Below are 20,242 nucleotides of genomic sequence, written 5' to 3' on the forward strand. Positions count from 1 at the left end.
GCCCGAGAGCAGGGGGCCGCCGGCGTTTCGGCTCACGCCCAGGTGATCAGACGCTTCGGCTGCTCCAGGATCGCCGCCACGTCCGCCAGGACCTTCGAGCCCAGCTCGCCGTCGACCAGGCGGTGGTCGAAGGACAGGGCCAGGGTGGTGACCTGGCGGGGCTTCACCTTGCCCTTGTGGACCCACGGCTGGAGCTTGATCGCACCGACCGCGAGGATCGCGGACTCGCCGGGGTTGAGGATCGGCGTGCCCGTGTCGACGCCGAAGACACCGACGTTGGTGATCGTCACCGTGCCGCCCTGCATGGCCGCCGGGGACGTCTTGCCGTCCCTGGCCGTCGACACCAGCTCGCCCAGCGACTCGGCCAGCCGCGGCAGCGTCTGGGCGTGGGCGTCCTTGATGTTCGGGACGATCAGGCCGCGCGGGGTCGCGGCCGCGATGCCCAGGTTCACGTAGTGCTTGACCACGATCTCCTGGGCGGCCTCGTCCCAGGACGCGTTGACGTCCGGGTTGCGCCTGATCGCGACGAGCAGGGCCTTGGAGATCAGCAGGAGGGGGTTCACGCGCAGGCCCGCGAACTCCTTGTCCTCCTTCAGCTCCTCGACCAGCTTCATCGTGCGCGTCACGTCGACCGTCACGAACTCCGTGACATGCGGCGCCGTGAACGCCGAGCCGACCATCGCGGCCGCCGTCGCCTTGCGGACGCCCTTGACCGGGATGCGGGTCTCGCGGGTCGTGTCGTACGACACCACGGCCGGCGCGGGTGCCGGGGCGGCGGCCGCGGGGACCGCCGGCTGCGGTGCCTGCGGCTGGGCCACCGCCGCGTGCACGTCCTCGCGGGTGATGATGCCGTCCGGGCCGGTCGGGACGACCGTCGTCAGATCGACGCCCAGGTCCTTGGCCAGCTTGCGGACCGGGGGCTTGGCCAGCGGGCGTTCCTTGACGGCTGCGGCGGCCGAGGGCGCCGCACCGTGGCCGTTCAGCTCCGTCTGGATCGCGGTCGAGGCCTGCTGGACCGGGACCTCCGGGCCCTTGCGGGGGCGACGGCGGGTGGACGAGGCCGCCACCCCGTAGCCGACCAGGACCGGCTGGCGGCCCGAGCCCTCCGCCTTGGGCTCCTCCGCGGGCCGGGGCGCCGCGGGCTGCTCGGCGGCGGGCTCGGGCGCGGCCCCTCCGCTCACGTCGACCGCGATGATCGACGTGCCCACGTCGACCGTGGTGCCCTCGGGGAAGTGCAGATCCCTGACCACGCCGTCGTACGGGATGGGCAGCTCGACGGCCGCCTTCGCCGTCTCGACCTCGCACACCACCTGGCCGTCGGTGACCGTGTCGCCGGGCTGGACGAACCACTTGAGGATCTCGGCCTCGGTGAGCCCCTCACCCACGTCCGGCATCTTGAACTCGCGTACGGACGCTTCCGTCATCGTCGTCACGACCCTCTCCTCAGTACGCCAGCGAGCGGTCGACGGCATCCAGCACCCGGTCCAGGTTCGGCAGGTACTCCTCCTCCAGGCGGGCCGGCGGGTACGGCGCGTGGTAGCCGCCGACCCGGAGCACCGGGGCCTCCAGGTGGTAGAAGCAGCGCTCCGTGATGCGCGCGGCGATCTCCGCGCCCGAGCCGAAGAACACCGGGGCCTCGTGGACGACGATCAGCCGGCGCGTCTTCTCCACCGACGCCTGGATCGAGTCGAAGTCGAGCGGGGAGACCGAGCGCAGGTCCAGGACCTCCAGCTTCCGCCCCTCCTCGGCGGCCGCGTCCGCGACCTCCTGGCAGAGCTTCACCATCGGGCCGTACGCGGCGAGGGTGAGGTCGGTGCCCTCGCGGACCACCTGGGCCTTGTGCAGCGGGCCCGGGATCGCCTCGGTGTTGACCTCGGCCTTGTCCCAGTAGCGGCGTTTGGGCTCGAAGAAGATCACCGGGTCGTCGCTCTGGATGGCCTGCTGCATCATCCAGTACGCGTCCGAGGAGTTGGACGGGCTGACGATCTTCAGGCCCGAGACATGCGCGAAGAGCGCCTCGGGGGACTCCGAGTGGTGCTCCACCGCGCCGATGCCGCCGCCGTAGGGGATGCGTACGACGACCGGGAGCTTGACCTTGCCCAGGGAGCGGGCGTGCATCTTCGCGAGCTGTGTGACGATCTGGTCGTACGCCGGGAAGACGAAGCCGTCGAACTGGATCTCCACCACCGGGCGGTAGCCGCGCAGGGCCAGGCCGATCGCCGTGCCGACGATGCCCGACTCGGCCAGCGGGGTGTCGATGACGCGGCTCTCGCCGAAGTCCTTCTGCAGTCCGTCCGTCACCCGGAAGACGCCGCCGAGCTTGCCGACGTCCTCGCCCATGATCAGGACCTTGGGGTCGGCCTCCAGGGCATGGCGCAGCGACTCGTTGATCGCCTTGGCGAGTGCCATTTTTTCGGCCATGTCAGTTGCCCCCCTCATCGGCGAACGACGCCTGGTACGCGGCGAACTGGGCGCGCTCCTCGTCGACGAGCGCGTGTCCGTCCGCGTAGACGTTCTCGAAGATCGCGAAGTGGTCCGGGTCCGGCATGGCACGGACCGCCTCGCGCACTCGTTTGCCCAACGCCTCGGACTCGGCCTCCAGTTCCTCGAAGAATCCCTCGTCCGCGTGGTTTGAGGTCTCCAGGAACCGGCGAAGGCGCAGGATCGGGTCCTTGGCCTCCCAGGCCTGGCGCTCCTCGTCGCCCCGGTAGCGGCTCGGGTCGTCGGAGGTGGTGTGGGCGCCCATGCGGTAGGTGAACGCCTCGACGAGGGTCGGGCCCTCGCCGGAGCGGGCCCGCTCCAGGGCCCAGCGGGTGACCGCGAGGCAGGCGAGCACGTCGTTGCCGTCCACCCGTACGCCCGGGAAGCCGTAGCCCTGCGCGCGCTGGTAGATCGGGACGCGGGACTGCTTCTCGGTCGGCTCGGAGATGGCCCACTGGTTGTTCTGGCAGAAGAACACGACCGGGGCGTTGTAGACCGCGGAGAAGGTGAACGACTCGGCCACGTCGCCCTGGCTGGAGGCGCCGTCGCCGAAGTAGGCGATCACCGCGCTGTCGGCACCGTCCTTGGCGACGCCCATCGCGTAGCCGGTGGCGTGCAGCGTCTGGGAGCCGATGACGATCGTGTAGAGCTGGAAGTTGTTGCTGTTCGGGTCCCAGCCACCGTTGTTCACACCCCGGAACATGCCGAGCAGGTTGGTCGGGTCCACCCCGCGGCACCAGGCGACGCCGTGCTCGCGATAGGTGGGGAAGACGTAGTCGTCGTCGCGCAGGGCCCGGCCGGAGCCGATCTGGGCGGCCTCCTGGCCGAGCAGCGAGGCCCACAGGCCCAGCTCGCCCTGGCGCTGCAGGGAGGTGGCCTCGGCGTCGAAGCGGCGGGTGAGCACCATGTCGCGGTACAGGCCGCGGAGCTCCTCCGGGGTGACACCGGCGACGTACTTGTCGTACTCGGCGTTCTTGACGCGCTTGCCCTCGGGCGTCAGCAGCTGCACGAGCTGAGGCTCGGCGGCCTTCTTCGCACCGGCGGCCTTCGTCGCAGGCGTGCGGGTGGTGCCCTTGGTGCCGGTGGTGCCGGCCTTGCTTCCGGCGCTGCGTCGCGATGTGCGCGCGGCAGTGCTCTCCACGGTCACGTGTGCTCCTCCGTCGGTCCGGCCCCCGGGGTTGCCGGTAGGCCAGTGCGGCTCACCTGTTCTCGACCACCGGGCACGGGGTGGGTGCCACTCGGCCGGAACAGGCGTGACAGGTGCCCCGGCGAGCGCCCTGCAACAAGCACGTTACCCAGTGCTCCACATTTCTGTGAAACCCCATCTGACCTGCGATTTTGCTTGGATTTCCAAGTAAATCGGGAAGGCGGGGAAGGGGCCCTGGTCACAGCCTTGCAGGAGGCCGGAGCTACCGCACGTTAACCCGGTGACCCAGGTCACGGGAAGAGTCAACTTATGGGCGCGCCGAAAACGGCACGCGCGCGTGGATCCCGTTTCCGGGTCCCACGCGCGCGTTGATCGTGCGTTTCCGTCGTCCGGGTCAGCCTTCCGCGCCACCGACGACGCCGCTCGTGGTGCCCGCGTCCGTGCCGCCCGTGTCGTCCGGGGGCGTCTCCGGGTCCGTGGGCTCCGGGTCCGTCGGCTCGTCGGTCGGCTCCGCGGTGGTCGGCTGGTCCGTCGGCTGGTCGGTGGGCGTCTCGGGAGTGCTCTGGGACGGCGTGTAGGACGGGCTGTACGACGGCGTCCACTCTCCGCCGCCGGAGCTCGTGCCGGTGCCGTCGTCCGTCGACGTGTCGGTCGGCTCGTCGGTGACCTCGTCGCTCGGCGTCTCGCTCGGCGTCTTCTCCTCGGTCGTCTGCGAGGTGGTCGGCGACTTCTTGTCGGCGGGGTCCTTCTTGTCGCCGCCGGTGTTCTGCAGCGCCAGGGCGACACCCGCCGCCACGGCGATCACCGCGAGCACCGCGAGGATCCACAGCTTGCCGCGGCCGCTGCCCTTGTTGCCGCGGCCCTCGAAGCCGCCCTCGTCCCCGCCGCCGTAACCGGCGGGAAGTATCGGCGAGGGGATCTGAGCGGTGCCGGACACATCGCCGGGGTGGCCCATCACAGCCGTGTGGGCGAAGCCGCCCGACGGGGTGTGCCGGCCCTCGTGCATGTCGACCGGGCCGGTGTTCCAGGTGCCGGTGTGGCCGCCCTGGTCGTAGAGCATCTGGAGCGCGTACTGGACCAGCCCGCGCATCTCCTCGGCCGTCTGGAACCGGTCGTCGGGCTCCTTGGCGAGGGAGCGCATCACCATGCCGTCCAGCTCCGGCGGGCAGACGTCGGAGGCCTCGGACGGCGGCGTCGGGATGTCCTGGACGTGCTGGTAGACCACCGACAGCGGGGTCTCGCCGGTGAACGGCGGGCGCAGCGAGAGGAGTTCGTAGAGCAGGCAGCCCGTGGCGTACAGGTCGGAGCGGTGGTCGACGGCCTTGCCGAGCGCCTGCTCCGGGGACAGGTACTGCGGGGTGCCGACGACCATGCCGGTCTGCGTCATCGTGGACTGCGCGCCGTGCAGGGCGCGGGCGATGCCGAAGTCCATCACCTTCACAGCGCCGTTGTGCGTGATGATGACGTTGGCGGGCTTGATGTCGCGGTGCACGATGCCGTGCTGGTGCGAGTAGGCGAGCGCCTCCAGGACGCCCGAGACGATGATCAGGGCCTGTTCGGGGCCCGGCGCCTCGGCGTTCAGCAGCAGGTCGCGGATGGTGCGGCCCTCGACCAGTTCCATGACGATGTAGGGGAGCGGCTGGCCGCCGACGATGTCCTCGCCGGAGTCGTACACGGCGACGATCGCGTGGTGGTTGAGGCCGGCCACCGACTGGGCCTCGCGCGTGAAGCGCGCCTTGGACACCGGGTCCTCGGCGAGGTCGGAACGGAGCAGCTTGACAGCGACGGTGCGTCCGAGGCGGACGTCCTCGGCGGCGAACACCTCGGCCATGCCGCCCCGGCCGAGTCTGTGGGTCAGCCGGTACCGGCCGTCCCCGACCAACCCGCCGTTACCCCAGACCTCCGGCGCGTCCGACATGCCGCCGCCAGTCGCCTCGGGTTCGGACGGGCCCTGAGCGCGCTGCTGCTGTGCCATCAGTCCTCGCCGTCGTTTCTGCCCGCGGTGCGCGCGGTGTTGTTACGGTCTCCGTCGGCCACGCTACAGCCTCCGCGCAAGCCGCCGGTCCGAGACGGGTGCCGGGACCGGCACGGGACGGACGGGCCATGAAACCTTTACTCAGCACTCTCGTGCAAATTCTGTGTACCGGCCGCACGCCCCCGGTAACGCTTCCGCGACGCTTCTTTCGCGTACGGTCACGGAACGGGCACCGAGCTTGACGTGTCCGTGCCCTGGGGCAGACTTGGCCGGGAATGACGGTTTGGATCAACGGCGGATCAGACGGATCAGCGGCAGTCGGCAGCTCCTCGGGGAGCTACGGGGGACACGGAACATGAGCCAGGACGGCGCACAGGGGCAGTACACGGGGCGGGCGCTCGCCAGTGGCCGCTATCAGCTGCGTGACCTCCTCGGCCAGGGCGGCATGGCCTCGGTGCACCTCGCGTACGACAGCGTGCTCGACCGACAGGTCGCGATCAAGACACTTCACACCGAGCTCGGCCGGGAGCAGGCCTTCCGCGAGCGGTTCCGCCGCGAGGCCCAGTCCGTGGCCAAGCTCACGCACACCAACATCGTCTCGGTCTTCGACACCGGCGAGGACACCCTCGACTCCATGACGACGCCGTACATCGTCATGGAGTACGTCGAGGGCCGCCCGCTCGGCTCGGTGCTCGACGAGGACGTACGGCAGCAGGGCGCGATGCCCGCCGACAAGGCACTGAAGATCACGGCGGATGTGCTGGCCGCGCTGGAGATCAGCCACGAGATGGGCCTGGTCCACCGCGACATCAAGCCGGGCAACGTGATGATGACCAAGCGCGGTGTGGTCAAGGTCATGGACTTCGGCATCGCCCGCGCCATGCAGTCCGGTGTGACGTCGATGACGCAGACCGGCATGGTCGTCGGCACCCCGCAGTACCTCTCGCCGGAACAGGCCCTCGGCCGCGGCGTGGACGCCCGCTCCGACCTGTACTCGGTCGGCATCATGCTGTTCCAACTGGTCACCGGGCGGCTGCCGTTCGAGGCGGACTCGCCGCTGGCCATCGCGTATGCACACGTCCAGGAGGAGCCGCCGGTTCCGTCCACGATCAACCGCGCGCTGCCGCCGGCCGTGGACGCGCTGATCGCCCGGGCGCTGAAGAAGAATCCGAACGAGCGTTTCCCCAGCTCCGAGGCCATGCGCGACGAGTGCCTGCGGGTGGCGGCGTCCTTCCACGCGGCCCCGCCGAGCATCGTCCCGGGCACGCAGGCGCCTAGCGGCGCGGGCGTCGGCTCGGCCGTGTTCCCGCCGGTCGACCAGGCGCCCCCGGCCGCCTCGGGCCAGGTCCAGACGCCGTATCAGCCGACCCCGCCCCCGAACCCGTACGGCACGCCCGCACCGTCGGCGCCGTCCCCGGCGTACGGCTATCCGCAGCAGGGCTACCAGACGCCGCACCCGGCCGCGTACTCCCCGCAGCCGGGGCCGTCGACCCCGCCGCCGTACAACCTCACGCCCCAGACCGCGCCCGCGTCGCAGGGCGGTGGCAAGAGCAACAAGCCGGTGATCATCGGCTCCGTCATCGTGTCCGTGGTGGCGGTCGGCGGACTGGTCGCGGCCCTGCTGATGAACGGCGGCGGCGAGGACGACAAGGGCGGCGGCGGCAGCAGCGCGAGCGCCTCGGCCTCTGCGGCCAAGAAGCCCGGTTACCGCGGGCCGGACACGTCGAAGACGATCGACGCCGAGGAGTGCACGGAGCCGGAGGAGTCGTACAACGACCCCGACAAGATCCAGATCCCGGACTTCAAGTTCATGAACATCACGTCGGTCAAGTCCTGTGCCCAGGCGGCCGGCTGGCAGGTCAGCACCAAGAACGTGGACGAGAACACCTACGGCGAGGGCACGGTCATGAACCAGTTCCCGTCCAAGGGCACCGATGTCGACCCGGACGACATGCCGATCATCGAGCTCAACGTCTCGACGGGCAACCCGCCGTCCTGACGCTCCGGCACATGAGGAAGGGCCCGGCGGCTTCGGCCGCGGGGCCCTTTCTGTTTCTGTTCGGGGAGGTCTGTACCGGGCCTACAGGTACGGCCCGCCCGAACGGGCCCCCGGGTGCTGCTCGTCGAGGCCCTCGTGGCCGGCGCCCGGCGGGAGGGCGCGGCGCATCTGCTCCAGTTGGGCGCGGGCCGCCATCTGCTGGGCGAACAGCGTCGTCTGGATCCCGTGGAAGAGCCCCTCGAGCCAGCCGACGAGCTGGGCCTGCGCGATGCGCAGTTCCGCGTCGCTGGGGGTCGCCTCGTCCGTGAAGGGCAGGGAGAGCCGCTCCAGCTCCTCGACCAGCTCGGGCGCCAGACCGTCCTCCAGCTCCTTCACCGAGCTGGCGTGGATCTCCTTGAGCCGGACCCGGCTGGCCTCGTCCAGGGGCGCCACGCGCACTTCTTCGAGCAGCTGCTTGATCATGCTGCCGATCCGCATGACCTTGGCGGGCTGCTCCACCTGTTCCGTGACCGGGATCTCGCGGGAGTCCTCGTCTCCGCTGCCACCACCGAGCGCCATTCCGTCCTGGCCCACGACCAGGATCTGCGGGCTCTCCGGCGACCGTTCGTTTCTCGGCATCTCCATGTCGCCATTCTCTCGCACGCCTGCACCTCACCTCCGTGGTGCCCCCACGGGAAGCTGATCCACCCTGTTTCGACAGACGTATCGGTCAGTGCCCGGGTTGCTCCCCGGAGGGTGGTTCCGCCTCACGGGTGAGACGCAGCAGACGGGCCTCGCAGTGGTCCAGCCACCGGACCTCGGCCTCGGCCTGGAAGACGAGCTGCTCCAGGACGAGCAGCCGGGCCATCTCCCGCGGGTGCCCGGGCGCGCCGGCCAGGGCTTCGGCCCGCTGCCGCACGTGGTCGTGGAGCGCCTGCGTCACGTGCCGGCGCTGGGCCTCGACGACCTCCCGTACGTCGACGCCGTCCGCTCCGACCGCCATCACCAGCTTGATGGCCAGCTCGTCGCGCGGCGGGCTCGCCCGTTCCACGGGGCGGGCGTACCAGGCGCGCAGCTCGGCCCGGCCCGCCTCGGTGAGCGCGTACAGCGCCCGGCCCGCCTCGTCGACGCCCTCCTGGGCCACCATCCCGTCCCGTTCCAGGCGGCCCAGCGTCGTGTAGACCTGCCCGATGTTCAGCGGCCAGGTCCCGCCGGTGCGGGCCTCGAAGTCGGTGCGCAGGCGTGAGCCGTAGCGGGGTCCGGCCGCCAGGAGCGCCAGCAGCCCGTGACGTATCGACATAACCGGATTGTGCAGCGATTCCGCCCGTCGGCCGAACCCGGAATGCCGGAGGTCCGGGGGAATGTGAGGCTGATTGCCTCTAAATGACCGAACTTGCCGGGATTGCCCTACCGGGCACGGCGGGAGGGGGTCACCAACGTGACTCCATGGCTACGCGCACTGCGGGCGGCCGTACTGGTGGTCGCCTTGGGGGCGGGTGCGGTCGTCTCACCCTGCGGATCCGTTCAGGCCCACGGTTCCGTCCTCGCGTACGACGAAGAGGCCGGGGCCGTCGCCGCCCCCTCCGCCCCGTCCGCGTCCGGCGAGCCCTCGCGGGCCGGGACCCGGGCCGGTGAGGGACGGGAGCGGCCGGGGCGCCCGGAGGGGGCCGAGGAGGAGCGGGAGGCCCGTGAGGCCACCGCCGTGCCCACGGCCTCCCGGGAGGCCGTCCCCGTACCCTCCGCCCCGACGGAACCGCCCGCGCGCGAGGCCGCAGCACAGGCCGAACGGCCTGTCGGGCCCGTACTGCGGATCCTGCCGCTGGGCAGCGGGCTGGTACTGATCGGACTCGGACTGGGCCTGGCGTTCGTCGGCCTCCGGCTGCGGCGCGCGTAGGGCACGCGGCGGGCTCGGGCTGGGCCTGGCGTTCGTCGGCCTCCGGCTGCGGCGCGCGTAGGGCACGCGGCGGGCTCGGGCTGGGCCTGGCGTTCGTCGGCCTCCGGCTGCGGCGCGCGCAGGGCACGCGGCGGGCTCGGGCTGGGCCTGGCGTTCGTGGCCTCCCGCTGAGGCGCGCGCAGGGCACGCGGCGGGCTCGGGCTGGGCCTGGCGTTCGTAGGCCTCCCGCTGAGGCGCGCGCAGGGCACGCGGTCGGCCATGTCCCGGGCCTTTCCAAGAGCCCTGCGGTCGCGTCCCGGCTGGGCCGACTTCGAGCGCCATCGGGCCGCGCCACGCCTGAGGCCCGCTTCAAGCACCCCGGCTGCGAGCGCGGCTGGTGCCGTTTCGAGCGCGCCCTGCGGCGCGGACGCACTTGTGCCGTCTCAAGCGCCCCCCGGCCACGGACGCGCCCGAGGCCCGCTCAAGCAACCCCCGGGCTGCCCCACCCCTGAGGCCCGCTTCAAACGCCCCGGCTGCGAGCGCGGCTGGTGCCGCTTCAAGCGCCCCGGCGGCGGACGCTTTCGGGGCACGCTTTCAAGCACCCCGGGCCGCACCCCGTCCGAGGCCGACTGTCGAGCGCCCTCCGGCCGCGGACGCGCCTGAGGCCCGCTCGAGCACCCCCGGGCCGCGCCGCCCCTGAGGCCCGTTTCAGGCGTCCTGCGGTGCGATCAGCAGTACCTTGCCGATGTGGCCGCTGTCCTCCACGACCTGGTGGGCGGTGGCGGCGTCGCGCATGGGGAGTTCGCGGTCGATGACCGGGCGCAGGTGGCCGCCGGAGAACAGGGGCCAGACGTGTTCGCGCACGGCCGCGACGATGGCCGCCTTCTCCTCCAGCGGCCGGGCCCGCAGGGACGTCGCGCTGATCGCGGCGCGCTTGGCGAGCAGCGCGCCGATGTTCAGCTCGCCCTTGACGCCGCCCTGCATGCCGATGATCGCGAGCCGGCCGTTGACGGCGAGGGCCTTGACGTTGCGCTCCAGGTACTTGGCGCCCATGTTGTCGAGGATGACGTCGGCACCGGCGCCGTCCGTGGCCTTCCTGACCTCTTCGACGAAGTCCTGCTCGCGGTAGTTGACCAGGATGTCGGCGCCCAGTTCGGCGCACCGGTCCAGCTTCTCCTTGGTGCCCGCCGTGACGGCGACCCTGGCACCGACGGCCTTGGCGAGCTGGATCGCCATGGTGCCGATGCCGCTGGAGCCGCCGTGCACGAGGAGCGTCTCGCCGGGGCGCAGATGGGCGATCATGAAGACGTTCGACCAGACGGTGCAGGTCACCTCGGGCAGTGCCGCGGCCTGCCGCAGACCGACGCCCTCGGGCACGGGCAGCAGCTGTCCGGCCGGGACCACCACCTTCTCGGCGTAACCGCCGCCGGAGAGCAGCGCGCACACCTCGTCGCCCACGCTCCACCCGGAGACGCCGGTGCCGATCCCGGCGATCCGCCCGGAGCACTCCAGGCCGGGGTAGGGGGGCGTGCCGGGCGGCGGGTCGTAGAAGCCCTGCCGCTGCAGGATGTCGGCCCGGTTGACGGCACCGGCCGTCACCTCGACCAGGACCTCGCCCTCGCCGGGCACGGGATCCGGGACCTCGTCCCAGACCAGCGCCTCGGGCCCACCAGGTTCGGGAATCGTGATCGCATACATGACTGGGACGGTACTCCTCGGTACTCCTACGTCATCGGTCCGGTTCTGGCGAAAACCCATGTGCGGGACCGATGAGTTTGCGCGACGGTAAAGGTCTCCCCATGCGTAGCCCACGTACTCGGAAGGACCCGAAGCATGAGCACGCAGACGTCCGGCCTGGCGATCGAGACCGCGGGCCTGGTGAAGACGTTCGGCGAGACCAGGGCCGTCGACGGAGTCGACCTGTCCGTGCCCGCGGGCACGGTCTACGGCGTTCTCGGCCCGAACGGCGCCGGCAAGACCACCACCGTGAAAATGCTCGCCACACTCCTGCGGCCGGACGGCGGCGAAGCGCATGTCTTCGGCCACGACATCGTCCGCGAGGCGGACGAGGTGCGCGCCCGGGTGAGCCTCACCGGCCAGTACGCGTCGGTGGACGAGGACCTCACCGGCACCGAGAACCTGGTCCTGCTGGGCCGGCTGCTCGGCCACCACAAGAAGGCCGCCCGGGACCGCGCCGCCCAGCTCCTGGAGGCCTTCGGGCTCACGGAGGCCGCCGCGAAGCAGGTCAAGCACTACTCGGGCGGTATGCGGAGGCGGATCGACATCGCCGCGTCCATCCTCAGCACCCCCGACCTGCTGTTCCTCGACGAGCCGACCACCGGCCTCGATCCACGCAGCCGCAACCAGGTGTGGGACATCGTGCGGGCCGTGGTCGCCCAGGGCACCACCGTGCTGCTGACCACTCAGTATCTGGACGAGGCCGACCAGCTCGCGTCCCGGATCGCCGTCATCGACCGCGGCCGAGTGATCGCCGAGGGCACCAAGGGCGAGCTGAAGTCGTCCGTCGGCGCCGGATCGGTCCATCTACGGCTGAGAGATCCGGATCAACGGGTCCTCGCGGGTGAGCTGCTGCGCCGGACCCTCGACGCGCAGGTGCAGCTTGAGCACGACCCGGTGGCCCTGACGGCCCGCCTCGGTGCGGCGGCGAGCGACGACACCGCGGCCCAGCAGGCGTCTCGGGCGCTGAGCGAGCTGGCCACCGCCGGGATCACCGTCGACAACTTCTCGCTGGGCCAGCCCAGCCTGGACGAGGTGTTCCTCGCCCTCACCGGGCACGACACGCACGCCCCGGACCGCCCGGCCGGCTCCGGCCCCTCCCACGACCCGAAGGACGAGGTGGCGGCATGAGCACCACGACGACCACCGAGGCCAAGGAACTCGCCCCGGTCAGCACCGAGTCCCTCGCGGCCCTGCTCATCGCCAAGGAGCGGCCCTCGCGGCCCAGCGCCTTGTCGGCCTCGATGACCTTCGGCTGGCGGGCGATCCTCAAGATCAAGCACGTGCCGGAGCAGCTCTTCGACGTCACGGCGTTCCCGATCATGATGGTGCTGATGTACACCTACCTGTTCGGCGGGGCGCTGGCCGGCTCGCCTGAGGAGTACATCCAGTTCCTGCTGCCGGGCATCCTCGTGATGTCGGTCGTGATGATCACGATGTACACGGGTGTCTCCGTCAACACGGACATCGAGAAGGGCGTCTTCGACCGGTTCCGCACCCTGCCGATCTGGCGGCCGTCGACCATGGTCGGCTATCTGCTCGGCGACGCCCTGCGGTACACGATCGCGTCGGTCGTGATGCTCACCGTCGGCATCATCCTGGGCTACCGGCCGGACGGCGGGATCGGCGGTGTGCTCGCCGGCATCGCCCTGCTGGTGCTCTTCTCGTTCGCCTTCTCGTGGATCTGGACGATGTTCGGGCTGATGCTGCGCACCGAGAAGTCGGTGATGGGCGTCAGCATGATGGTGATCTTCCCGCTCACCTTCCTGTCCAACGTGTTCGTCGACCCGTCGACGATGCCGGGCTGGCTCCAGGCGTTCGTGAACAACAGCCCCATCACCCATCTGGCGTCGGCGGTGCGCGGCCTGATGGGCGGCGACTGGCCGGCCGACGAGGTCGCCTGGTCGCTGGGCTGGGCCGGACTGTTCGTGCTGGTCTTCGGGCCGATCACGATGCGGCTGTACAACCGGAAATAGAGCCTGATCAGTTGCGGGGCATCGGCGGCATCGGACGGATGTCGGGGGCGACCTGTGTGGCCGGTGTCTTCCGCACGATCGTGATGAGACGGTCGGTCAACTCCAGTCTCCCCACGGCCGGATCGTCGTAGCCGAGCACCCGGTGGCCGCGTATGACACTGACCACCAGGTCGGCGATCTCGCGCGGGGTCTTGCCCACCTCGGCCTTGACGACCGGCCGTTCGACGATGTCGAGCCCGCTGCCCTGCTGAATGAGGTCCTCCATCACCATGCCGGCGGAGGGGCTGAGCACGGACAGGCCGAGCAGGCGGCCGGCGGCGCTGGCGCTGGTGACCACACCGTCGGCGCCGGACTGCTTGAGCAGCGGCGCGTTCTCCTCCTCCCGCACCGTGGCCACGATCTTCGCCCCGCGGTTGAGCTGCCGGGCCGTCAGCGTCACCAGGACCGCCGTGTCGTCGCGCTGGGTCGCGATGATGATCTGGCGCGCCTTGTGCACCTCGGCCTGCTTCAGCACCTCGCTGCGGGTCGCGTCCCCGACGATGCCCGCGTAGCCCTCCGCGGTCGCGGCGTCGACGACCTTGGAACTGGGGTCGACCACGACCACCTGTTCCTTCTTCAGGCCCGTCGCGCAGACGGTCCGGATCGCCGACCTGCCCTTCGTGCCAAAACCGACGACGACGGTGTGATCGCGCAACGTGGACCTCCAGCGGGTCAGTCGCCACTCCTCCCGCGTGCGTTCGGTGAGGGCTTCGAGGGTGGTGCCGACCAGGATGATCAGGAACAGCACGCGCAGGGGCGTGATGACGAGGATGTTCGTGAGCCGGGCGGCATCGCTTGCGGGGGTGATGTCGCCGTAGCCCGTGGTGGAGAGGGTGACGGTCGCGTAGTAGAAGGCGTCGAGGAGGGTGATGCCGCCGCCCGCGTTGTCGTTGTAGCCGTCGCGGTCGGCGTAGACGATCAGCGCGGTCAGGACGAGGACCGCCAGTGCGATGGAGAGCCGCTTGAGGACCTGGCGGATCGGGTGCTCCACCACTTTCTTCGGGAGTTTCACCCGATAGGTCACCAGATGCTCGTCCGCCTGGCGGGCAATCGCGTCCTGGCCCGGAAGTTTCACGTGAAACACACCCCGATTCCGCCGGATGCCCAGGGCAGGTCGAGCAGTTCCGCCTCCTGCCCCGAACGGGCGCCGCCGGGGGGCACGACGGCCAGCGCGTCGGCCGCCGCGATGCCGCGCAGCATGGCGGGGCCGTTGTAGTGCAGCGGCACGGCCTGGTCGCCGCGCAGGACGACGGGCACGAGCCGGGTGTCGTGCGGGTGCCCGTGCACGGCCTCCCTGAGCGGCAGCGTGTACGGCTCCGGGGCCGGGCGGGCCGCGAGGGTCCGCAGCAGCGGCTCGGCGAGCGTCAGCAGTCCGGAGACGGCCGCGAGCGGGTTGCCCGGCAGCCCGACGAGATGCTGGGTCTCCGTGATGCGGGCCAGCAGCATGGGGTGGCCCGGGCGCACCTTGACGCCGTCCACGAGGAGTTCGGCCCCGATACGGCGCAGGGTGGGGTGGACATGGTCGACGGGGCCCGCGGCGGTGCCGCCGGTGGTGACGATGACGTCGGCGTCGGACGCGGTCACCGCCCTGCGCAAGGCGTAGGCGTCGTCGCGGACGCGTCGTACGACGGTGACCTCGGCGCCGAGCGCGCGCAGCCAGGGCGGCAGCATCGGGCCGAGCGCGTCCCGGATCAGACCGTCGTGCGGCAGCCCTTCGGTGAGCAACTCGTCGCCGAGGACGAGGACTTCGGCGCGGGCGCGGGGGACGGCGGTGACCGTGTCGTATCCGGCCGCGGCGGCGAGTCCGAGGACGGCCGGGGTGACGAGGGTGCCGACGGGCAGGAGCTGGTCGCCGGTGCGGCATTCCTGGCCCCGGGGCCGGATGTCCTGGCCGGGGGCGACGCCCCTGGTCGCGTGCAGACGGCCCTTGTCGTCGGTGCGGCCGTGCTCGCTGCGCAGGACGGCCGTGGTGTCCACGGGGATGCGGGCGCCGGTGGCGATCCGCACGGCCTCGCCGTCGGTCAGGGGCGCCTGAGCGGTGTGCCCGGCCAGGACGCCCTCCTCCCGTACGTCCCAGGGGGCGGGCCCGCAGACCGCCCAGCCGTCCATCGCGGAGGTGTCGAAGGAGGGGAGGTCGGTGAGGGCGTCGAGGGGGGTGGCCAGGGTGAGGCCGAGGGCCGCGTCGAGCGGCACGGAGACGGGGTCGCGGCGGACGGCCCGGGTCGCGGTCCGGGCGGCGCGTTCGGCGATGTCCCGGGCCTGAGGCCAAGGGGTGGCCCGGTGCCGGGTCTCCGGCTTCCGGGGTGTGCCGGTGCCGTCCTTCTCACCTCGTGCGGCGGGGTCGGGCAGGGGGGTGCCGCTGCTGCTGTTCACGAGGGCGAGCACCTCCTCGACGTCGAGATCTTCGGCGTCCTCACCGGTGCGGGTGGAGCGCGGGGTCATCCGGCGTCCGGGCGGGTGTCGGGCGTCGCGTCGGGGGCGACGTCGGGCCGGTCCCCCGGGGCTTTCGGGGTGCTCTCCTGCGCCCAGCGGGCGGCGAGGGCCACGGCCTTGCGGGCGGCCTCGGCGACCGCCTCGGGGCCTCCGCCGACCCGCGCGGCCGCATAGCCGACGAGGAAGGTGGTCAGCGGCGCGGCGGGCCTGGCCACACCATGGGCGGCGTCGCGGGCGAGGTCGAGCAGCTCTTTCGTATCGACGTCGAGGTCGATCCCCAGCTCGTCCTTGACCGCGGAAATCCATTCATCCAACACGTGCCCATGCTCCCTGATGCGTGCCCTGGCGGAGGCGATGTCGTCCCAGGTGTCGCAGTCGAAAGACGCGACGGGATCGGAGATGCGGGTGAGGTTCAGCTCGGCGGTGAGGCGCCGCAGGGGAAGACCGTGCGGGCTGCCGTGCCGGTCGGCGAGGAGGGCGAGCGTCTCGCGCAGCCGCCGTGTGCGGTACGCGGCGACGAGCGGCTGGTCGCGGCCGTCGGGGTCGGTCAGCAGCACGCCGTCGGCGGCGCTCCCCCGCAGCGTGCCCAGCAGCCGGCCGACGGTCCGCTCCTGAAGGAAGGGCAGGTCGGCGGAGAGCACCACGACGTGCTCCGCCGTGGTGTGCCGGAGCCCGGCGTCGAGCGCGGCGAGCGGTCCGCCGCCGGGCGGGTCCTCGCGGGCCCAGGTCACGGGCCGTGCCGTCGGCCGGGTCGCGGCCACGACGACGGTGGTTCGGGCGCCGCCGCACGCGGCGAGCACACGATCGAGCAGGGCCCGCCCGCCGACGCGCACGCCGGGTTTGTCGGCGCCCCCGAGGCGCCGGGCGGCGCCGCCGGCGAGCACGACGGCGTCGTAGGCGGCGGGGTCCGTCCCCTGCGCGGGGCCGGAGCCGACGCCGGGTTCACCGGGAGGCTCGTACGCGGTCACCCCCCGAGTATGCGTGCCCCCGCGATCACATGGAACGCGGGGGAACCGACGCGATCACCGGGAACGGCCGCGCGCCGGAGCGGAATCACAGCGTCCGCAGCAGCACCGCCGGTTGTTCCACGCAGTCCGCCACGTAGCGCAGGAAGCCGCCCGCCGTGCCGCCGTCGCACACCCGGTGGTCGAAGGTCAGCGAGAGCTGGACGACCTGCCGCACCGCCAGCTCGCCCTCGTGCACCCAGGGCTTGGGGACGATGCGTCCGACGCCGAGCATGGCGGCCTCGGGGTGGTTGATGATCGGTGTGGAGCCGTCGACGCCGAAGACTCCGTAGTTGTTCAACGTGAAGGTCCCGCCGGTGAGTTCGCCGGGGGTCAGTGTCCCGGTCCGGCCCGCCTCGGTCAGCCGGGCGAACTCCGCGGTCAGCGACTCGGCGTCCCGCGCGTGCGCGTCCCTGACCACCGGGACCACGAGCCCCCGGTCGGTCTGCGCCGCGAAGCCCAGATGCACGTGGCCGAACTGGACGACCTCCCTGGCCTGCGCGTCCACGGTGGAGTTGAGCTCCGGGAAGCGGGCGAGGGCCGCGGTGCAGATACGGGCCAGCAGGGCCAGGAGGGAGATCTTCGGCCCGCCGGCCGTGTTCATGGCCGTCCGTGCCCGCATGAGTTCCGTGGCGTCGGCGTCGACCCAGCAGGTCGCGTCGGGGATCTCGCGGCGGCTGCGGGACAGCTTGTCGGCGACGGCGCCCCGCATGCCCTTGAGGGGCGTACGGATCTCGCCCGGGGCGGCTGTCGCGGTGGGCCGGGGTGCGGGGGCCGCTGTCGCGGCGGGGCGGGGTGCGGCGCGCAGGGCGTACTCCACGTCCGCCCGCAGGATCAGCCCGTCGGGTCCGGAGCCGGTCAGCTCCCGCAGGTCGAGGCCGTTCTGCCGGGCCAGCCTGCGGACCAGGGGCGAGATCACGGGGAGGGGGCCGTCCTCGGCCTCGGGGACGCCTGCCCGCCCGTTCACCGCGGGGGTGGGGGCGGCACCGGTGCCCCGCTCCTGCCGCACCCTGCGTCGCCGCGCGGGTGCCTCGGAGGTGCCGTATCCGACCAGGACGTTCCCCGAGCTCTCGGTACCGGCCCCTTCCGCATCGCCGCCGGACGGTGTCCGTTCCCCCACCGCCACCGTGATCAGCGGAGCGCCTACGGGCAGTTCCGTGCCCTCCTCGCCGAAGCGGGCCGTGACCACACCGCCGTAGGGGCAGGGCACCTCGACCATCGCCTTGGCCGTCTCGACCTCGACGACCGGCTGGTCGATGGCGACGAGGTCTCCGACCTCGACCAGCCAACGCACGATTTCTGCCTCGGTGAGGCCCTCACCGAGGTCGGGCAGCTTGAACTCCAAGCTGTGAATTCCAGAAGCGTGTGCCATCAGCTCTCGGCCTCCCACTGCAGGCGCCCCACGGCGTCCAGGATCCGGTCCACACCGGGCAGGTGGTGGCGCTCCAGCATCGGCGGCGGATACGGGACGTCGAACCCGGCGACGCGCAGCACCGGCGCCTCCAGGTGGTGGAAGCAGCGCTCCGTGACCCGGGCCGCGATCTCCCCGCCCGGGCCCCCGAAGGAACCCGACTCGTGGACGACGACCGCGCGTCCCGTCCGCCGCACCGAGGCGCACACCGTCTCGTCGTCGAACGGCACCAGGGAGCGCAGGTCGACGACTTCGAGGTCCCAGCCCTCGGCCCGGGCCGCCTCGGCCGCCTCCATGCAGACGGGTACGGACGGCCCGTACGTGATGAGCGTGGCGCTCCGGCCCGAGCGCCGCACCACCGCGCGGCCTATCGGTTCAACGGGCGTCGGCTCCTCGGGGTTCCAGGAGTCCTTCGACCAGTACAGCCGCTTCGGCTCCAGGACGACGACCGGGTCGTCGGAGGCGATGGCGGCGCGCAGCAGGCCGTAGGCGTCGGCGACGGTGGCGGGCGTGACCACATGGAGCCCCGGAGTCGCCATGTAGTACGCCTCGGAGGAGTCGCTGTGGTGCTCCACGCCGCCGATGCCGCCGCCGTAGGGGACGCGGATGGTGATCGGCAGCGGCATCTTGCCGCGGGTGCGGTTGCGCATGCGGGCCACGTGCGAGATGAGCTGTTCGAACGCCGGATAGGCGAACGCGTCGAACTGCATCTCCACGACCGGCCTGAGGCCGTACATCGCCATGCCGACGGCCGTGCCGAGGATGCCCGCCTCGGCCAGCGGGGTGTCCGTGCAGCGGTCCTCGCCGAACTCCTTCGCGAGTCCGTCGGTGACGCGGAAGACGCCGCCGAGGGTGCCGACGTCCTCGCCCATGACGTGCACGGCGGGGTCGGCGGCCATGGCGTCGCGCAGCGCGCGCGTGAGGGCCTGCGCCATGGTGGCCGGCTTGACGGCGACGGTGGTCATCGGTGCGTGCTCCCGTCCGGCTCGGTCTCGGCCTCGGCCTCGGCCGCCAGCTCGGCCCGCACCTGGTCCCGCTGCTCGCGGAGCTGGGAGGTGGGTTCGGCGTAGACGTGGGTGAACAGGTCCATCGGGTCGAGTGCCGGGTCCTGGTTCATGTGCGCGCGCAGGTCGGCGGCCATCGCCTCGGCGGCGTCCCGCGCGGCCTGCTTGCCGGCCTCGTCGAGCAGGCCGCGCTCGGTCAGCTCCCGCTCCAGCAGTTGGATCGGGTCGTGCTCGCGCCAGGTCTCGACCTCGGCGTCACCGCGGTAGCGGGTGGCGTCGTCGGCGTTGGTGTGGGCGTCCACGCGGTAGGTGATCGCCTCGACCAGGGTGGGACCGCCGCCGGCGCGCGCGTGCCGTACGGCGTCGGAGAGCACCTCGTGCACGGCCGCGGCGTCGTTGCCGTCGACCAGGCGGCCGGGCATGCCGTAGCCGACGGCCTTGTGGGCCAGCGACGGGGCCGCGGTCTGCTTGGCGAGCGGGACGGAGATCGCGAAGCCGTTGTTCTGCACCAGGAAGACGACCGGGGCCTGCCAGACGGCGGCGAAGTTCAGCGCCTCGTGGAAGTCGCCCTCGCTGGTGCCGCCGTCGCCGACCATGGCCAGCGCGACCACGTCGTCGCCCTTGAGGCGGGCGGCGTGCGCGAGGCCCACGGCGTGCGGCAACTGCGTGGCGAGCGGGGTGCACAGGGGGGCGACCCGGTGCTCGTACGGGTCGTAGCCGGTGTGCCAGTCGCCGCGCAGCAGCGTGAGGGCCTCGACGGGGTCCACCCCGCGGGCCACCACGGCGAGCGTGTCGCGGTAGCTCGGGAAGAGCCAGTCCCGCTCCTCCAGCACGAGCGCGGCGGCGACCTCGCAGGCCTCCTGGCCGGTGGTGGACGGGTAGACGGCGAGGCGGCCCTGCTTGGTGAGGGCGGTGGCCTGCGCGTTGTAGCGGCGGCCGCGGACGAGCTGCGCGTACAGCGTCCGCAGCAGTTCCGGGTCGGCCTTCGCGGCGGCCTCGGTGCCGAGGACGCGGTACGGCTCGGCGTCGGGCAGCAGCGGCGCGGGATCCATGCGGGGCTGCCAGGCGGGCGGCGGGGTCGGCCGGTACGCGCCCCGCTGCTCCATGACCGTCATGACGGCACCTCCTCGTGGGAGCGGCTACGGAAGGCGGGTCGGCTGTGACCCGCCTCACCTACCGATTGT

General features: G+C 71.9%; 17 protein-coding genes. 4 read left to right on the forward strand and 13 right to left on the reverse strand.

Going from position 1 to position 20,242, the window contains the following annotated elements:
* Positions 1 to 32: 32 nt before the first annotated feature.
* The 4 genes from ACFTZL_RS02935 to ACFTZL_RS02950 all read right to left on the reverse strand — a co-directional run bounded on the left by ACFTZL_RS02935 (position 33) and on the right by ACFTZL_RS02950 (position 5,603).
* Positions 33 to 1,433, reverse strand: coding sequence for a dihydrolipoamide acetyltransferase family protein (locus ACFTZL_RS02935; RefSeq protein ID WP_382577459.1), 1,401 nt, complete (start codon positions 1,431 to 1,433; stop codon positions 33 to 35).
* Positions 1,434 to 1,443: 10 nt separating this feature from the next.
* Complete coding sequence (locus ACFTZL_RS02940; protein ID WP_382577462.1) at positions 1,444 to 2,421, reverse strand: alpha-ketoacid dehydrogenase subunit beta; 978 nt, start codon at positions 2,419 to 2,421, stop codon at positions 1,444 to 1,446.
* Position 2,422: 1 nt separating this feature from the next.
* Complete coding sequence (pdhA, locus tag ACFTZL_RS02945; RefSeq protein ID WP_382577465.1) at positions 2,423 to 3,628, reverse strand: pyruvate dehydrogenase (acetyl-transferring) E1 component subunit alpha; 1,206 nt, start codon at positions 3,626 to 3,628, stop codon at positions 2,423 to 2,425.
* A 394-nt stretch (positions 3,629 to 4,022) separates the two neighbouring features.
* Positions 4,023 to 5,603, reverse strand: a complete 1,581-nt coding sequence (locus ACFTZL_RS02950) for a protein kinase (RefSeq protein WP_382577468.1) — start codon at positions 5,601 to 5,603, stop codon at positions 4,023 to 4,025.
* Between the two features lie 355 nt (positions 5,604 to 5,958).
* Here ACFTZL_RS02950 and ACFTZL_RS02955 point away from each other — a divergent pair, with 355 nt between their 5' ends.
* Positions 5,959 to 7,602 carry a protein kinase gene (locus tag ACFTZL_RS02955; protein WP_382577470.1) on the forward strand — a complete coding sequence of 548 codons (1,644 nt, stop codon included), beginning with the start codon at positions 5,959 to 5,961 and terminating at the stop codon, positions 7,600 to 7,602.
* Between the two features lie 81 nt (positions 7,603 to 7,683).
* Here ACFTZL_RS02955 and ACFTZL_RS02960 read toward each other — a convergent pair whose 3' ends face one another.
* Both ACFTZL_RS02960 and ACFTZL_RS02965 read right to left on the reverse strand, forming a co-directional pair.
* Entirely contained in the window at positions 7,684 to 8,226 is a 543-nt protein-coding gene (locus ACFTZL_RS02960; RefSeq protein ID WP_382577473.1) for a bacterial proteasome activator family protein, read from the reverse strand.
* Positions 8,227 to 8,311: 85 nt separating this feature from the next.
* Positions 8,312 to 8,881: a PadR family transcriptional regulator gene (locus ACFTZL_RS02965; protein WP_382577476.1), complete on the reverse strand. Its 570-nt coding sequence runs from the start codon at positions 8,879 to 8,881 to the stop codon at positions 8,312 to 8,314.
* 138 nt (positions 8,882 to 9,019) lie between these two features.
* Between ACFTZL_RS02965 and ACFTZL_RS02970 the strand changes: the two genes are divergently transcribed.
* On the forward strand, positions 9,020 to 9,475 hold the full coding sequence (locus ACFTZL_RS02970) for a hypothetical protein (RefSeq protein WP_382577478.1): 456 nt from the start codon (positions 9,020 to 9,022) through the stop codon (positions 9,473 to 9,475).
* 687 nt (positions 9,476 to 10,162) lie between these two features.
* On the opposite strand, the gene ACFTZL_RS02975 is transcribed toward ACFTZL_RS02970, so the two are convergent.
* Positions 10,163 to 11,152: an NAD(P)H-quinone oxidoreductase gene (locus ACFTZL_RS02975; RefSeq protein WP_382577479.1), complete on the reverse strand. Its 990-nt coding sequence runs from the start codon at positions 11,150 to 11,152 to the stop codon at positions 10,163 to 10,165.
* 135 nt (positions 11,153 to 11,287) lie between these two features.
* Between ACFTZL_RS02975 and ACFTZL_RS02980 the strand changes: the two genes are divergently transcribed.
* Together ACFTZL_RS02980 and ACFTZL_RS02985 are read left to right on the forward strand one after the other, a co-directional pair.
* Positions 11,288 to 12,322 carry an ATP-binding cassette domain-containing protein gene (locus ACFTZL_RS02980; RefSeq protein WP_382577480.1) on the forward strand — a complete coding sequence of 345 codons (1,035 nt, stop codon included), beginning with the start codon at positions 11,288 to 11,290 and terminating at the stop codon, positions 12,320 to 12,322.
* Positions 12,319 to 13,167, forward strand: coding sequence for an ABC transporter permease (locus ACFTZL_RS02985; protein WP_382577482.1), 849 nt, complete (start codon positions 12,319 to 12,321; stop codon positions 13,165 to 13,167). The genes ACFTZL_RS02980 and ACFTZL_RS02985 overlap by 4 nt, the downstream gene beginning before the upstream one ends.
* 7 nt (positions 13,168 to 13,174) lie before the next feature.
* Here the strand turns inward: ACFTZL_RS02985 and ACFTZL_RS02990 are convergent, their stop codons facing one another.
* The 6 genes from ACFTZL_RS02990 to pdhA (ACFTZL_RS03015) all read right to left on the reverse strand — a co-directional run bounded on the left by ACFTZL_RS02990 (position 13,175) and on the right by pdhA (ACFTZL_RS03015) (position 20,173).
* Positions 13,175 to 14,281, reverse strand: a complete 1,107-nt coding sequence (locus ACFTZL_RS02990; protein ID WP_382577484.1) for a potassium channel family protein — start codon at positions 14,279 to 14,281, stop codon at positions 13,175 to 13,177.
* Positions 14,278 to 15,648, reverse strand: a complete 1,371-nt coding sequence (locus ACFTZL_RS02995) for a molybdopterin molybdotransferase MoeA (protein ID WP_382577487.1) — start codon at positions 15,646 to 15,648, stop codon at positions 14,278 to 14,280. The genes ACFTZL_RS02990 and ACFTZL_RS02995 overlap by 4 nt, the downstream gene beginning before the upstream one ends.
* Positions 15,645 to 16,607: an NTP transferase domain-containing protein gene (locus ACFTZL_RS03000; RefSeq protein ID WP_382577489.1), complete on the reverse strand. Its 963-nt coding sequence runs from the start codon at positions 16,605 to 16,607 to the stop codon at positions 15,645 to 15,647. The genes ACFTZL_RS02995 and ACFTZL_RS03000 overlap by 4 nt, the downstream gene beginning before the upstream one ends.
* A gap of 85 nt (positions 16,608 to 16,692) precedes the next feature.
* Positions 16,693 to 18,015 (reverse strand): dihydrolipoamide acetyltransferase family protein, encoded by a 1,323-nt coding sequence (locus ACFTZL_RS03005; protein WP_382577492.1) that lies wholly within the window; start codon positions 18,013 to 18,015, stop codon positions 16,693 to 16,695.
* Entirely contained in the window at positions 18,015 to 19,019 is a 1,005-nt protein-coding gene (locus tag ACFTZL_RS03010; RefSeq protein ID WP_382577494.1) for an alpha-ketoacid dehydrogenase subunit beta, read from the reverse strand. Before ACFTZL_RS03010 ends, ACFTZL_RS03005 begins: the two co-directional genes overlap by 1 nt.
* Complete coding sequence (gene pdhA / locus ACFTZL_RS03015; protein WP_382577496.1) at positions 19,016 to 20,173, reverse strand: pyruvate dehydrogenase (acetyl-transferring) E1 component subunit alpha; 1,158 nt, start codon at positions 20,171 to 20,173, stop codon at positions 19,016 to 19,018. The genes ACFTZL_RS03010 and pdhA (ACFTZL_RS03015) overlap by 4 nt, the downstream gene beginning before the upstream one ends.
* Positions 20,174 to 20,242 lie beyond the last annotated feature (69 nt).

The organism is Streptomyces sp. NPDC056948 (assembly GCF_042674225.1).
GTDB classification, from domain to species: domain Bacteria; phylum Actinomycetota; class Actinomycetes; order Streptomycetales; family Streptomycetaceae; genus Streptomyces; species Streptomyces purpurascens.